This is a genomic window from Aeromonas sp. R4-1 (assembly GCF_040908325.1).
GTDB lineage: Bacteria > Pseudomonadota > Gammaproteobacteria > Enterobacterales > Aeromonadaceae > Aeromonas > Aeromonas veronii.
Genome location: NZ_JBFODM010000031.1, coordinates 66,431 through 80,477, shown reverse-complemented (window position 1 = coordinate 80,477; position 14,047 = coordinate 66,431). Strand labels below are relative to the sequence as shown.

At 58.5% G+C, this 14,047-nt stretch carries 11 protein-coding genes; 6 read left to right on the top strand and 5 right to left on the bottom strand.

What is annotated here, in order from left to right; translation table 11 throughout:
• The 3 genes from AB5Y90_RS04210 to AB5Y90_RS04200 all read right to left on the bottom strand — a co-directional run.
• Positions 1-1,027 (bottom strand): ISAs1-like element ISAs1 family transposase (locus AB5Y90_RS04210; RefSeq protein ID WP_368166602.1); only part of this gene is annotated, 1,027 nt, incomplete at its 3' end.
• 321 nt (positions 1,028-1,348) lie between these two features.
• The gene (locus AB5Y90_RS04205) at positions 1,349-2,176 is read right to left on the bottom strand and encodes a bifunctional transcriptional activator/DNA repair enzyme AdaA (protein WP_236286977.1); all 828 of its coding nucleotides are present in this window, start codon (positions 2,174-2,176) and stop codon (positions 1,349-1,351) included.
• A 51-nt stretch (positions 2,177-2,227) separates the two neighbouring features.
• Entirely contained in the window at positions 2,228-2,992 is a 765-nt protein-coding gene (locus tag AB5Y90_RS04200) for an SDR family oxidoreductase (protein ID WP_368166601.1), read from the bottom strand.
• A gap of 321 nt (positions 2,993-3,313) precedes the next feature.
• On the opposite strand from AB5Y90_RS04200, the gene AB5Y90_RS04195 reads away from it, so the two are divergent.
• Positions 3,314-4,684, top strand: a complete 1,371-nt coding sequence (locus AB5Y90_RS04195) for a leucine-rich repeat-containing protein kinase family protein (protein ID WP_368166600.1) — start codon at positions 3,314-3,316, stop codon at positions 4,682-4,684.
• Between the two features lie 346 nt (positions 4,685-5,030).
• Complete coding sequence (locus AB5Y90_RS04190) at positions 5,031-5,678, top strand: thiopurine S-methyltransferase (protein WP_005337003.1); 648 nt, start codon at positions 5,031-5,033, stop codon at positions 5,676-5,678.
• Positions 5,679-6,010: 332 nt separating this feature from the next.
• Here AB5Y90_RS04190 and AB5Y90_RS04185 read toward each other — a convergent pair whose 3' ends face one another.
• Positions 6,011-8,797, bottom strand: coding sequence for an insulinase family protein (locus tag AB5Y90_RS04185; RefSeq protein ID WP_368166599.1), 2,787 nt, complete (start codon positions 8,795-8,797; stop codon positions 6,011-6,013).
• 162 nt (positions 8,798-8,959) lie between these two features.
• Here AB5Y90_RS04185 and sixA point away from each other — a divergent pair, with 162 nt between their 5' ends.
• The 3 genes from sixA to AB5Y90_RS04170 all read left to right on the top strand — a co-directional run bounded on the left by sixA (position 8,960) and on the right by AB5Y90_RS04170 (position 10,849).
• Entirely contained in the window at positions 8,960-9,427 is a 468-nt protein-coding gene (gene sixA, locus AB5Y90_RS04180; RefSeq protein ID WP_021230584.1) for a phosphohistidine phosphatase SixA, read from the top strand.
• 133 nt (positions 9,428-9,560) lie between these two features.
• Positions 9,561-9,767, top strand: coding sequence for a DUF1107 domain-containing protein (locus tag AB5Y90_RS04175; protein WP_005336998.1), 207 nt, complete (start codon positions 9,561-9,563; stop codon positions 9,765-9,767).
• Positions 9,768-9,931: 164 nt separating this feature from the next.
• Positions 9,932-10,849 (top strand): DMT family transporter, encoded by a 918-nt coding sequence (locus AB5Y90_RS04170; protein ID WP_151286563.1) that lies wholly within the window; start codon positions 9,932-9,934, stop codon positions 10,847-10,849.
• A 103-nt stretch (positions 10,850-10,952) separates the two neighbouring features.
• Here the strand turns inward: AB5Y90_RS04170 and AB5Y90_RS04165 are convergent, their stop codons facing one another.
• Positions 10,953-12,569, bottom strand: a complete 1,617-nt coding sequence (locus AB5Y90_RS04165; protein ID WP_139746884.1) for a peptide ABC transporter substrate-binding protein — start codon at positions 12,567-12,569, stop codon at positions 10,953-10,955.
• Between the two features lie 382 nt (positions 12,570-12,951).
• Here AB5Y90_RS04165 and fbp point away from each other — a divergent pair, with 382 nt between their 5' ends.
• Positions 12,952-13,986: a class 1 fructose-bisphosphatase gene (gene fbp / locus AB5Y90_RS04160; protein ID WP_139459539.1), complete on the top strand. Its 1,035-nt coding sequence runs from the start codon at positions 12,952-12,954 to the stop codon at positions 13,984-13,986.
• Positions 13,987-14,047 lie beyond the last annotated feature (61 nt).

Here is a 14,047-nt window from a genome sequence, read left to right as displayed (position 1 = left end):
GAGCACCACAATTGCTCTGTTTTACGATATTCAATACGAACCGCCGGAATAGCGCCATATTCTCGACCGCATCCTCCATCGCTATCCTGGAAGCATCCTCGTTGAACACCACATCAAGAATGTAATGCTGGCTGTTCTCTATCCGCCAGTGCTGCCGTATATAGTGCCCTAGCAGCTTGTGCTTGGGGGATAACGAGCTGACATAGTAAGAGGTATCTACCGTTCCTTTTCCGTTGGCGCTGCGGTGACGCTCAACGGCAATGATGCTGCGGATTGTCGGCCATTTCTCCGTCAACTCTGGCGGTAATTTGGCTTTTAATTGAAACACATAACGCTCTTCCTGGCGGCCATGTCCACTCTCTTTGTGCTCGACGACAATCTTCTCTTTCTGGGCGTCAAACAGTGACTGGAATTGCGATTGAACCGCTTGATACAGCTTCGGTTGATTATTCTTGACCTGTACCACTACATGAGCCTTCTTCTCGCTGATTTTCTCCAGTGTCTCACGCTGACAATGCAACGCATCGAGTGTGACAACGGCTCCTTTTAGCTCAAGAATGTCCAGCATATCTTTGACGGTTTCGATTTCCCCCTTCTTGTTAGGGGTTGCTTTCTGGCTTAACACCAGCCCATTTTCGGTATCGTAAGCCGTGACCAACTGAAGCGCATCCTTGGCATTTCCCCGAAAGGAGCCGCGTAACACCTTGCCATCAAAGGCAATGATGGGTTTGCCCTGATGAGTGCGCTGTTCATTGACCCAGCACAGCAACGCTTCAAGCAAGGTATCGATGACAATGCAGCGCAGAATGCGGGCAACCGTGTGACGCCGCGGGATGCCGTTGGCAAAGGGGCGATGCTGACGGAGCCAATCGATCTTTGAATCGCCATAGGTTTCGATGTCATTCCAGCCCTCGGCACCACTCATGATGGCACTGATGACAAGGAACATGACATCAACCAGGTTATGTTTACGATTGATCTCAGAGCGAGTTTCTTCGACAAGGGTAAGGTGTTCAATCAACGTCATAGCGCGTGCCTCCTGCATGGAGACGCGATTAGATCACAGACGATCTGCCTGTTCAAATTTCATTAACAAAGTGCGATCCCGCCCTGCTCTGAAAGCGGTGCAATGCGCTGCGCTTATTGCACCCTACGTCTCTTCGTCAATTCGCTGGGGGGCGGCTGAGCACCATGCCTCGCCAAAGCAACAAAAGGGGCGATCTGCGCCCCGATTCTTCTGATCTCCTCGCTTTATATCGCCACACGCTGTCGGGTGCTGCCTGATAGGCTGCTGACTCACTACCAAGATTCCTGTTTTCCTCATCAGGCGGGCAGAAAAAGGCCACATTCACTCATACCTCGCCGCTTCCCAGGCGTGTATCGCCTGTTTACGGGTCTCGCCCCAGTGATAGCCGCCGAGTTTGCCGTTTTGCTGGATGACCCGGTGGCAGGGGATCATCAAGGCGACGGGGTTGGCGCCCACCGCCAGCCCCACGGCGCGGGCGGCTTTGGGGTTGCCGACGGCGCTCGCCACCTGGGCGTAGCTCACCACCTTGGCGGGCGGGATCTGCAGCAGCGCCCGCCAGACGCTGATCTGAAAGTTGGTGCCGCTCACGTGCAAGGAGATGGGGCGATCCGGCGCCTTGCTGCCATCGAACATGGTGTTGATGACCCCTTGAGTGCGTGATGGTGCTTCTTGCAGCGTTGCCGCAGGCCAGTGCTGGGCGAGGGTGGCCAGCGGCGCCTCTGGGGCCTTTTCATCGAGAAACGAGAAGTTGCACACCCCCCGCGGGGTCAGGGCGACGAATGCCTGGCCGAAGGGGGTGTCGTGCACCCCGTGATCGATAACCAGCCCGGCCCCGCGCTGCTTGTACTCGCCCGGCGTCACCGCTTCGAGCTGCACGAAGTGATCGTAGAGCCGCGAGCCGCTGCTAAGGCCCAGGGTATCGGCCACCTCAAGCAGGGGGCGTGACTCCTGCAGCAGCGCCTTGGCCCGCTCCAGGGTCAGCACCTGCAGATAGCGTTTGGGCGTCACCCCGGCCCAGCGGCTGAACAGCCGCTGGAAGTGAAAGGGGCTTAAGTGCACGTGCGCCGCTATCTCGTCCAGAGTGGGCTGGCGCTCCACCTGACTTGCGATAAAACGGATGGCATCGGCGATGCGGGCGTAATCAGACATAAGGCGCTCTCACGATAAGTTTGCGGTCGCAGTCTGTTGGGGGCGACAACATCATGTGCGACAAATTGATACCCCACCATCGGCCAGCAGTGCAATGCCGGTGGTAAAGCTGGATGCATCGGACGCGAGATAGAGGGCCGAGCGGGCCATCTCCTCCGGTTGGGCCAGCCGTTTGAGGGCATGCATATTCTGCACAAAGGCGAGACTCTCTGGCGTATTGGCAAAAGCCTGCCCCATGGGAGTGTCGGTGCCCCCCGGCAGCAGGGCGTTGACCCGCACCCCTTGTGTCCCATACTCGGCAGCTAGCACCCGGGTCAGGCCAATGAGGCCCGCCTTGCTTGCCGCATAGGCCGCCATGCCGGGCAGCCCCAGGGTATGGCCGACGAAGGTGGAGGTAAAAATAAGCGAGCCGCCGCCACGCGCCAGCATGGCGGGGATCTGGTACTTGGCCCCCACAAAGGCGCTGGTGAGGTTGGTATCCAGCGTTTCTTGCCACTGCGTCAGCTCAAGCTCCTCTACGCTGCCCGGCGTGCCTGTGGTACCTGCGTTGTTGAAGGCGATATCGAGCCCGCCGAAACGGGTTAACGCGAGATCAACCAGGTCGCGGGCGTAAGTCTCGCTTTTCACATCTCCCGCCAGACTCACCGCCTGGCCCCCTTCATGGCGGATCTCCTCCACCAGCAGATCCAGTTCGGGCTTGCGGCGGGCGCCGACGACGACGCTTGCTCCCTCCCGGGCAAACAGGATGGCGCTGGCGCGACCGATGCCGGAGCTGGCGCCGGTGATGATGGCGACCTTGTTGGACAGTAATGACATGGCAGTTCCCTCGCAGGTGTGTTGTGCGCCAGCTAAGTGGTACACAGGGTTGGCTGTGGGTTGGAACTCCAATAGGTTCCAACCGACTTGGGTTTGGCCCCCACTATGGCAACCACTCCTCGCTGGAACGACCCGAATCTTGCTCTCTTTGTTCCCGAGTCGTTTTGCTACATGTCGATACAGGCCTTTGCGGCAACAAAAGGGGAGAACTGAGCCCCGAATTCTTTATAATGCCCCCCTTTAAAACCGCCGGACCCGGGTTCGGCGCGCGCTGATGGCTGGCTACGTCATCAGGCAGATCATCAGGATTGAGAAACGGTTATGCATACTCTGGAACAGCTGCGCGCAGGTGAACTGTGCGGTGCCCGCCATCTGAAGCTCTCTGAAAACCTCGCGGTTTTCCCCCCCGAGATTTTGAGCCTGAAAGAGACGCTGGAGGTGCTGGATCTCACCGGCAACCAGCTAAGCGCGCTCCCCGACGAGCTGGCCGGGTTTGGCAAACTGCGCATCATCTTCTGCTCCGAGAACCGCTTTACCGAGCTGCCCGAGGTGCTGGGGAGTTGCCCGGCGCTCACCATGGTGGGCTTTAAGGCCAACCGGATTGCCACCGTCTCGGCCAGGGCGCTGCCCGCCGGTTTGCGCTGGCTGATCCTGACCGATAACGCAATTGAGCAACTGCCTGATGAGCTGGGCCAGTGCGACGCCCTGCAAAAGCTGATGCTGGCGGGCAACCGCCTGCGCGGGCTGCCGGCAAGCCTTGCCAACTGCCGCCGTCTTGAGCTGCTGCGCATCGCCGCCAACCGCATCGAACGCTTCCCCGAGTGGCTGCTCTCGCTGCCGCGCCTTTCCTGGCTCGCCTGCTCCGGCAACCCCTTTAGCGAAGGGGAGGAGACGCGGGCCATCGATGATGCCCATGTCGCGCCCCTTGCCTGGGAGACGCTGGCGCTGGGCGAGCTGCTGGGGCAGGGAGCATCCGGCGTTATCCATCGCGCCACCCTAGTGGCTAATCCTGCTGATGAAGTGACTCAGGCGAGCGATAGAGGCGATGGCAATCAGGTGGCGGTCAAGCAGTTCAAGGGGGCGGTGACCAGCGACGGGCTACCCCGCTGCGAGATGGCGGCATCGCTGGCGGCGGGCACTCATCCCAACCTTATCAAGGTGATAGGCAAGGTGGCGGAGCACCCCTCCGGCATTCCGGCGCTGGTGATGGAGCTGATCGACCCGGCCTTTGCCAATCTGGCCGGGCCGCCGAGCCTGGACTCCTGCACCCGGGATGTCTATCCCGAGGGGCTGCATCTGAGTGTGCCGGATGCGCTGGCGATGGCCCACGGCATCGCCTCGGTGGCGGGCCATCTGCATCGCGCGGGCATCATGCACGGGGATCTCTACGGCCACAATATTCTGTTTACCCGCGGGCCTGACGCCCCGGCTCGCGCCCTGCTGGGGGATTTCGGTGCCGCCTCTTTGTATGACCGCTGCGACCGCGAGCGGGCCGAAGGACTTGAGCGGTTGGAAGTGCGCGCCTTTGGCTGCCTGCTGGAGGAGCTGCTGGCCCATTGCGATACGCAAGGCTCACCGCTCGATGGGTTGCATCAACTCAAAGCGGCCTGTCTCTCGGAACTCCCCGCCGATCGTCCCGATTTTGCTTATATCGAGCGTCAGCTGGCGGCCGCTCGCGCCACGCTGTCGTGATCTTTCTGGCGTTGGCAGGCACGTTTTGGCCTGCCAACGTCATTCCTTTCATTCCTTTCATTCCTTTCATTCCTTTCATTCCTTTCATTCCTTTCATTCCTTTCATTCCTTTCATTCCTTCATCGCCATACACCCATGACGTTTTTACATGGGTTGGTATGCCTCTGCCCGTTATAAACGTACCCAATAGCGCTCATTGCGACAGCGAGGCGCACGGCAAGGGGATGTCCCGTCATTCGCTCGATAACACGCAGAGGCTGCGCGGCAAAAAGGGAAGGGCAGAGGGTTGCGCGGTGCCGGTTAAGTTGTGATATTGAGGCATCTTTAGTACAGAAGGGTAATAACGATGGAAGCTGCGTTTTGGCATCAGCGTTGGGAAGAGAACCGGATTGGCTTTCATCAGGCGGACTTCAACCACTGGCTGCAATCCTGGTGGTCAGCCCAGCAAGCGGACGAGCCGGTGCTGGTTCCCCTGTGCGGCAAGTCCCGCGACATGCTCTGGCTGAGCGCTCAGGGCCATCCGGTCGACGGTTTCGAGCTATCGAGCCTTGCCGTCAGCCAGTTCTTCAGTGAAAACCAGCTCGCCGCGACCGTGAGCGAAGTGGGCCCTTATCAGTGCCATCAAGTGGACAGCCTGCGCATTTTTCAGGGAGATTTTTTCGCCGCTCCCAGTCTGGGTCGCCGTTACCGGCTGGTCTATGACCGCGCGGCGCTGATCGCCCTGCCGACCGCGATGCGCCGCCAGTATGCAGCCCTGATCAGTTCGCTGGTCGAGACTGGTGGCCAGATCCTGCTGGTGACCCTTGAATATCAGCCTGAACAGCAGAGTCAGCCCCCCTTCTCGGTGGGTGAGATGGAGGTGCGAGCCCTGTTCGAGCGCGATTTTCGTATCGAGGTGCTGGGGCGCGCCGCCGAGGTGGATCACCCGCGGGTGCTGTCGGGTCAGCTCTCCTACTTCGATGAGGTAGCCTACCGACTTGTTCGCCGTGGCTAACGGGCAGCTAACGGGCGGCCAAAGGGGGATCTGCGCCGACAAATCGTCGGGCTGCATGCTCTTCGCTACCTCCTTTGACGTAGATCAACGTGACTGATGGGGGGAGTGCCTAATATGAGGCTGTTTCTCAATCACTGTTGGCATTGCAAAGCGAGTATCGGGTCTTTCCCGCTTGCTGATCAGCAACTCAGTGTCTGATTTTCACGCTCATGTTCACTTTTGGCGGCTTTGGTCGCAATTGTTATGGTTTTTCCAGCCGACCCTGATGGGTCGGCTTTTTATTGCCTGCGATTTGCCGTGGGAATGGAAAAACGGGGGAGTGCGAGGCCTGATCAGGCCTCGAAGGTGGCGGCATTGAGCCGAAATGCCCGTGGATCATCGATAAACTGGCCGGTGATCCGCTCGTCATGTTCGTGCCCCTGACCATAGCTGCAGAGGATCAGCCGATCGGAGGTGCGCGAGCGCAGCTGGGTGATAAAGCGCACCAGATCGGCGCGGCTCAACTTGCCCACCTCGTCGCAGACTCTTTCGCGCTGATCAAACCCCAGATCCTTGTTACCGATGCTGACCCACAGCCGCTGACCGCGACTGCGCAGATTGGCATCCCGCTCGCTCAGCTGGGCTTGCAGCCCCGCCTTGCTTTCCTGCCACTGCTGCTCGGTGAATTCGAGCATGGCGAGCGGGAAGAGGTCGATAAACTCCTCCACTGCATCGAGCAGGATCTGCGGCCCTGCCACCGGCGACTGGATATAGAAGATCAGGCCCGGATGGCGATTGAGGGGCAGGTTACCGGCGCCCACCACATAACCCAGTTGCTGGCGGGTGCGCAGCTCGTGAAAGAAGGTAGAGGACATGATGTGGTTCGCCAGAGTGAAGCAGGCGAGATCCCGCGCACGGGTGGTTCGGGACTGGTAGTAGACCAGCAGTGCCGAGTCTTCGTGATCGCAACCCTGCTCGCGAATAAGGGTGCCCCTGTCCTGAATGGAGATGAGCGGGCGGCGGGTCTCGCCGCTCGGCTTGCTGCTGGTGCCATTGATGTCGCTCAGGTGGCGCTCCATCAGGGCGGCCAGCTCCAGTGCTTCGGCGGCAGTCCAGTCGCCATGCACCAATGCCTCGACATGCACCTCGCCAAACAGCTGGGCCACGAAGCCGGGCATCTCCTCCAGCTCGACGGTGCGCAGGTGGCGCAGCAACTGCTCGAACGGCGGGTTGTTCGGTTGCAGCAAACTGGTGAGCTGGTTAAAGAGCTGGGAGATGGGGCGCGCCTTGGACTGGTTGTCCCAGTTGCGAATGAGCTGCTCTTTGATCTCGGCGAAGCGGCCCGGATCCGGATACCCCAGGGTGCGGTTGCCGAGGATCATGTCGAGCAAGAGTGGCTGCTTGTCGGCAAAGCCGCTCAGGTTGATGGTAAAGCCCCCCTGATGGGCATAGATCTGGTAGCCCAGCCCCGCCAGCTCCGCCGGATAGGTGAGGGCGTTGAGGTGGTCTGCCAACAGCTCCACGGCGAGGCGCGCCATGGCGATATTGCGCGGATTTTTGACCGCATGTTCGCTGTCGATGGAGATATAGAGATTGCCCTTGGGCACGCTGAACAGGTGCTCATGAAGGTGCCAGAGGCGAAAACCGGGGCGATCGATAAGGCAGGCGGGCATGTCGGCGGCAAGCTCTGGCGTGCGCGGATCGAGCCGGCTGCTGATAAAGGGGTTGGGCTTGGGCAGCGCCAGCGCCGGATCCGGCTCTCTCTGCTGCCAGCGAATTTTCTCGGCCTCGGTAATGGTCGCCACGCTGTAGGGGGTCTGATACCAGCGGGCCAGCCGATCGGTCGCCACTTCCGGCGCAGTGATGGTGATACGCAAATTGTGCGGGGTGAGCTTGGCGAGGAAGCGGCGGATCAGCCCCTCGTCATATTCGCGCATCATGTAGTCGCCGTAGAGCAGATCCTCTGGTTTGTAGCTAAAGAGGTTGAGCACCAGCCCCGACACCGTATCGAGGGGGCGGCCGCGCTCCTGAAAACGGAACGCCGATTCGAGTACGGTCCGTTTTTCGTCATAGCGCCAGCTCTGCAGCCCTTCGCGGCCGATCAGTTTCAGATAACCAAACAGGGCGGCGAGGATGTCGTCCACATGCTTAAGGCCCAGAGGGGTGAGGCCGAAGTTGACGCCAAAATCCTTGAAGTTGGCGCCGCTGATGCCACCGCCCGCCGAGAGCTGGTTGACCCAGCCTTTCGCCTTGAGCAGGGAGAGCAGGCTGCCATCCCCCTCATAACCGATCAGATGGCTCAGGAAGGTGAGGGGCTTTTTGTCGTAAAACTCGTCCACATTGGGCAAGGGGAAGCTGAGCGACAGCTTGCGGGTCTCCTTGACCGGGTTGATGTGGATGCGCACGCCGAGATCATCGAGCCGGTAGAGTGGCATGGTGAGGGTCGGGGTTCCCAAATTGCGATTCAAAATGGGAGCAAAGTAGCGACAGCACCACTGCAACTGGGTATCGATGGATTCCGGCGAGATCATCACCAGCGCCATGCGATCCGCGCTGTAGTGGCTTTCGTAAAAACGGATAAGGTCGGAGCGCAGATCCCGTCCCGGCAGATCGGCCAGGGTATCGAGGTTGCCCACCGAGAACTTGGAGAAGGGGTGCGCCGGGTTGACCGTCTCTTTATGCACCTGATAGCTGCGGCGCATGTCGTCCTGCAGTTTGAGGCGATACTCGGAGTCGACCGCGTTGCGCTCCTTGTCCACCCACTCCGGATCAAAGGTGGGGCAGATAAAGAACTGGGAGAAGCGATCCAGCCCCGCTTCGAAGAAGCCGTTGTCGATCTCGAAGAAGAAGTTGGTGAACTCGGTGCCGGTCCAGGCGTTGTTGCTGCCGCCATGACGGCTCATAAATTGCTGGTACTCACCAGGCTTGGGGTAGGTGCAGGTGCCGAGAAACAGCATGTGCTCCAGAAAATGGGCCATTCCCTGCCGGTCGGCGGGATCGTCAAAATGGCCGGTATTGACCGCCAGCGAGGCGGCGGATTTGTCTGTGTCGGGATCACAAATCAACAAGACCCTGAGCCGGTTGGCCAGCTCCAGAAAATGGTATTGCCGATGGTCATTGGGACTGGCATATGGGCTCATTGGCGTGTGACTCACGTTGGATTTATTTGAATTTAAACATGATTATCGACCCCGCTATCCCGTCAGGCAAACCCTTTTCTGAGAGGTAGCGCAATTGTTTCCACACCCGTGGCGGGGTAAGATCCCCCGGCTATCAAAACAGGCCCGTTGGGCGAGGTTGTAATGAAGATCTATATCATGCGTCATGGCCAGGCTGGCATGAATGCGAAAACAGATGAACAGCGTCCATTGACCGAGCAGGGTATTGAAGAGTCTATCCAGATGGCCCGCTGGCTGGCGCCTCAGCTGATTGGCCCGCTGGATCGGGTGATCCACAGCAACTATCTGCGGGCACGCCAGACCTGGCAAGCCATATGCAGTGAATTACCTGACGCAGCAGCCGTTGAAGAGAGTGGCGACATTACCCCTTACGGTGATCCCGCTTTCGTGGCCAGCTACCTCACCACTTTGGCTGAACAACATGACCAGATCCTGATGGTCAGCCATCTGCCGCTGGTGGGTTATCTGGTGCAAAGCCTCTGCCCGGCAGCAGGAGCACCCATGTTCGCCACCTCGGGGATCGCTTGTATCGAGTGGCACGATGGCAAAGGAGCCTTGCTCTGGCTCGAAGGGCCGCATACAATAGGCTAAAAGTTAATAAAAAGTTATAGATTGAATTTTTTGGGAAGAGATGGGCGAGTTTTCCGGATTTTTATAAATATTTTACGGAATTAATTCGCAGAAGCTGCTGTCATACGGATACAACTGCAAGAGGTTGCAAACGATGAGAGTGTTCAAGAAGTACCTGCCACTGATGGTGGCAAAGCATGTCAAAACCTTCTTTAAAGGTCGGATTTACATCCATGGTCGGGGGCGGTTTGATTTCCAATCCGGTTTGTTGCTGATGCCGAATCCGGCGGATATTCCCCATCGCCAGACAGTCACCGAGGTCAACGAGCTGATCTCCAGACTGCACATGGATGCCGCGTGATGCGCTTCTGAACCTGTTTCTGCACTGATATGCCCGCACTTTTGCGGGCATATTTGTTTCTGGCTACTGGCGTTCACCATGTGGCTGTTCAGGCCCACACCTTTGTTTCTCTCCCATCGCCCCCTATACTGGCCCGCTGTTGTCTCTTCGGTCTGGATCCGCTCATGCCCCTTGCCTTTCTGTTTCCCTTCTCCTGCATTGCCATCTGGGCTGGCAATGGCATCGTCAGCAAACTGGCGGTTGGTGTGTTGTCCCCGGCAGCCTTGGCCTGGTCGCGCTGGGTGGTGGCTGCGTTGGTATTAAGCCCGTTTCTGGCCCGTCGGGTATGGCGTGCGCGTGCCCGCATTCGTGCCGGTTTTTGGCAGATCGCCATGCTGGCTTCGCTGGGCATGGTGCTCAACCAGACTTTTGGGTACTACGCGGCGCAAACTCTGGGAGCCACCGAGATGGGGTTGATGATGGGACTGACGCCGCTGCTGACCGTGTTGTTCAGCATCTGGCTGCTGCGCGAGCGGCCCACCTGGGGCGCCGTGCTGGGGGCGCTGCTTTCCATCCTTGGCTTGTCTATCTTGCTGGGGCAGGGGGATCCGACCCGGCTGTTTACCCAAGGCATTCATATCGGCTCTGTCTATATGCTGATTTCGGCCGGTACTTATGCCCTTTACAGTGTGCTGCTCAAGAAGTGGGATCTGGGGCTCGACAACTGGTCGTTGCTCTACGGTCAGGTGATCTGCAGTGTGGTGATCCTGACCCCCTTCTTTTTGCTGGTGGATGGCCAGTGGCCGGATGGCCGGGCCCTGTGGCTGATCCTCTATGCCGGTATCCCCACCTCGGCGCTCTCGCCCTGGCTCTGGATGCAGGGCATCGCCCTGCTCGGTGCCAACCGTACCACCATCTTTATGAACCTGCTGCCGGTGATGACGGCTGGCCTTGCCATCACCCTGCTGGGGGAGCGGCTGACCAGCTATCACCTGATCGGGGGCGGTCTGACCCTGCTGGGGGTTTTGCTGGCACAGCTGCTGGTGCGTCCGGTGGTGATGGGTCGCCGCCGGGTAGTGCTGGCTTCTTGTCCCGAAGAGTAATCTTGCGTGAAAGTGTAAGTAGGCCCAATGGCCCGCTTGGCCGCCAATGAAAAGCGCCTGCAGCAATGCAGGCGCTTTAGTATGGTTACATCCTCCTAGCCGGTTACTGGGCAACCAGATAGAGCTCCTTGCTGTAGACCACATCCTGCGGGTTAAGGTGGGGGTAGCCTTTCACGAAAGGCTTGAGCAACCTGGATTTGACCGAGAAATAGATGGGGGCGATGGGGGCATCCGCATCAATGAGTGCCTCTGCCTGTTGATACAGGGCATTGCGTTCAGCGGGATCCAGCGAGTCGTGGGCCTTGGCCAGCAGGGCGTCGTACTCCTTGTTGAACCACTTGCCGCTGTTGGCACTGCTGCTGGAGGTCATGATATCGAGGAAGGTGGAGGCGTCGTTATAATCCCCGTTCCAGCCATAGCGGCTAACGCCAAAATCCCCCTCGTTGAGTGCCGAGACCATGGTCTTCCACTCCATGTTGTTGAGGGTGGCAGTGACCCCCAGGTTGTGTTTCCACATGGAGGAGACGGCCAGCGCAATCTTTTTGTGGCTCTCGTTGGTGTTGTAGAGAATGTCCACTGTGAGTGGCTTGTCCGGACCATAACCCGCTTCGGCCAACAGGGCTTTGGCTTGCTTGATCCGCTCCTCTTTACTCTGCAGCTGGCTGGCCGGTTTTTTCAATTCAAAACCGTCCACAATGGGGGGCGTGAAGCTATATGCGGCAATTTGTCCCTGCCCCAGGATCTTGTCGGTGATAGTCTCCCGGTCGATGGCGAGCGAGAGCGCCTTGCGTACTTTCGGGTCATCGAACGGTTTGCGCTGGGTATTGAAGACATAGTAATAGCTGGCCAGCGTGGGGACGCTGACCAGTTCTTCCGGGCTCTTGCTCTTGAGCTGTTTGTATTGCTCCAGCGGATAAGTGGTGTAGTGCAGCTCGCCGGTGCGATAGCGGTTGTAGGCGGCGGTTTCCGAGACGATCTCCAGATAGATCACCTTGTTCAGGACGGTGTGCTGGTTGTTCCAGTAGTGGGTATTGCGCTCGGCACTCAGCCGCTCGTTGGGGGTCCACTCCTTGAGTACAAAGGCACCGTTGGAGACGATATTGCCCGGTTTGACCCAATCCTTGCCGTATTTTTCAATGGTGGCCTTGGGGGCCGGGAACGTGGTGTAGTGGGCCAGCGTCTTCAGGAAGAAGGGGACCGGATTTTTCAGGGTGACCTGCAGGGTGTGGTCATCGAGCGCCTTGATCCCGAGTTCTGACGGGCTCTTCTTGCCCTGTGTCACCTCGCTTGCATTGACCACTCCGGTCAACTCGATAAACCAGGCGTAGTTGGAGGCCGTCTTGGGATCGGCCGCCCGTTGCCAGCCGTAGACATAATCGGCGGCGGTGACCGGTTCACCGTTTGACCACTTGGCCTCGGGCCTCAGCTTGAAGGTGTAGACGGTACCTGTCTTGTCGACCTCGTAGCTGACGGCGCCTGCTGGTTTGATCTTGCCGGTATTATCCAGCTCATAGAGCCCTTCAAACAGATCGTTGACGATGGCACTACCGGCGGTCTCTTCTACCAGCTGGGGGTCGATGGTGGTGGGTTCAGTGCCGATATTGGTCACGTAGATTTGTTGGGCATCCGGCAGCAGCTTGGTACCGGCAGGCACCTGGGCAGCCCAGGCGGGAAGGGCAAACAGTCCGGCTACCATGCCGGCAATGAGAGTCTTGTTCATTGATAATCCTTGAGTTTTATTTGCTTCCAAAGCGAAATCAGTGTGCTGGATTGGCGATCGGATCTCAAGAGGCAATGGCTGAGAGAACGGCAGGCCCATCAGACTCCATTTTTAATGGCTCAAGGCCAGTCAACTCATGGCTTGCAGCAGGTTATTGCCACGAATTAAGGGGCTGAAAGTTATCGATTGAAACCGAATAAAACGCGTCTTTTACCATAACGTTAGGCGAAATAGTCTATTTAATAGGCCGCTTAATTCGCTGCAAAAACAAAAAACAGACGTTACATTAGGTTACAAATCAAGGCCGCCGGTGATCGGCATTTTTTTTGCCGATGCCTGCAAACGTTTTCAACGCCAACGGATGCGATCTAAAGGAACAAAAATGCGAAACATGATCACCATGGGTGAGTTCATCGTCAAAAAGCAGGCGGATTATCCTACCGCGACCGGCGAGCTGACCTCGTTGCTCAGCTCGATCCGCCTTGCTGCCAAGGTGGTGAACCGGGAGATCAACAAGGCGGGACTGGCGGATATCATCGGTTCCATGGGCGCTGAAAACGTTCAGGGCGAGGTGCAGCAGAAGCTGGATGTCTATGCCAACGAACGCTTCAAGGCGGCGCTGGAAGCGCGCGGCGAGGTGTGCGGCATGGCCTCGGAAGAGGAAGAGGACTTCGTGGCCTTTGACTCGCCACTCTCCAAAAACTCCAAGTATGTGGTGCTGATCGACCCGCTCGATGGCTCCTCCAATATCGACGTCAACGTCTCGGTCGGGACCATCTTCTCCATCTACCGCCGTTTGAGCCCGCAGGGTTCGCCGGTGACCCTGGAGGACTTCCTGCAACCGGGCAACCGTCAGGTCGCCGCCGGTTATGTGGTCTACGGCTCCTCCACCATGCTGGTCTACACCACCGGTTTTGGCGTCAACGGCTTTACCTACGATCCCTCCATCGGCTGCTTCTGCCTCTCCCACGAGAACATCCGCATTCCGGAAGAGGGCAAGATCTACTCCATCAACGAGGGCAACTACATCAAGTTCCCGGATGGGGTGAAGAAGTACCTCAAATATTGCCAGGAGCGCGACGAGGCGACCCACAGACCTTACACCTCCCGCTATATCGGCTCCCTGGTCTCTGATTTCCATCGCAACCTGCTCAAGGGCGGCATCTACATCTATCCGTCCGGCACCAACTCGCCGAATGGCAAGCTGCGGCTGCTCTATGAGTGCAACCCGATGGCGTTTCTGGTGGAGCAGGCCGGTGGCAAGGCCTCCGACGGCTTTGGCCGCATCATGGATATCCAGCCCACCGCGCTGCACCAGCGTACCCCTTACTTTGTTGGCTCGACCAAGATGGTGGAGCGCGCCGAGGCCTTTATGCGCGAGTTCTCCGCCCATGAGGCTCCAGCCAACCAGGGCTGATCGTCAGAGGTGTAGGTTGGTGCTGAGCACAGCGAAGCCCAACATTTACCGGCGCGACTCC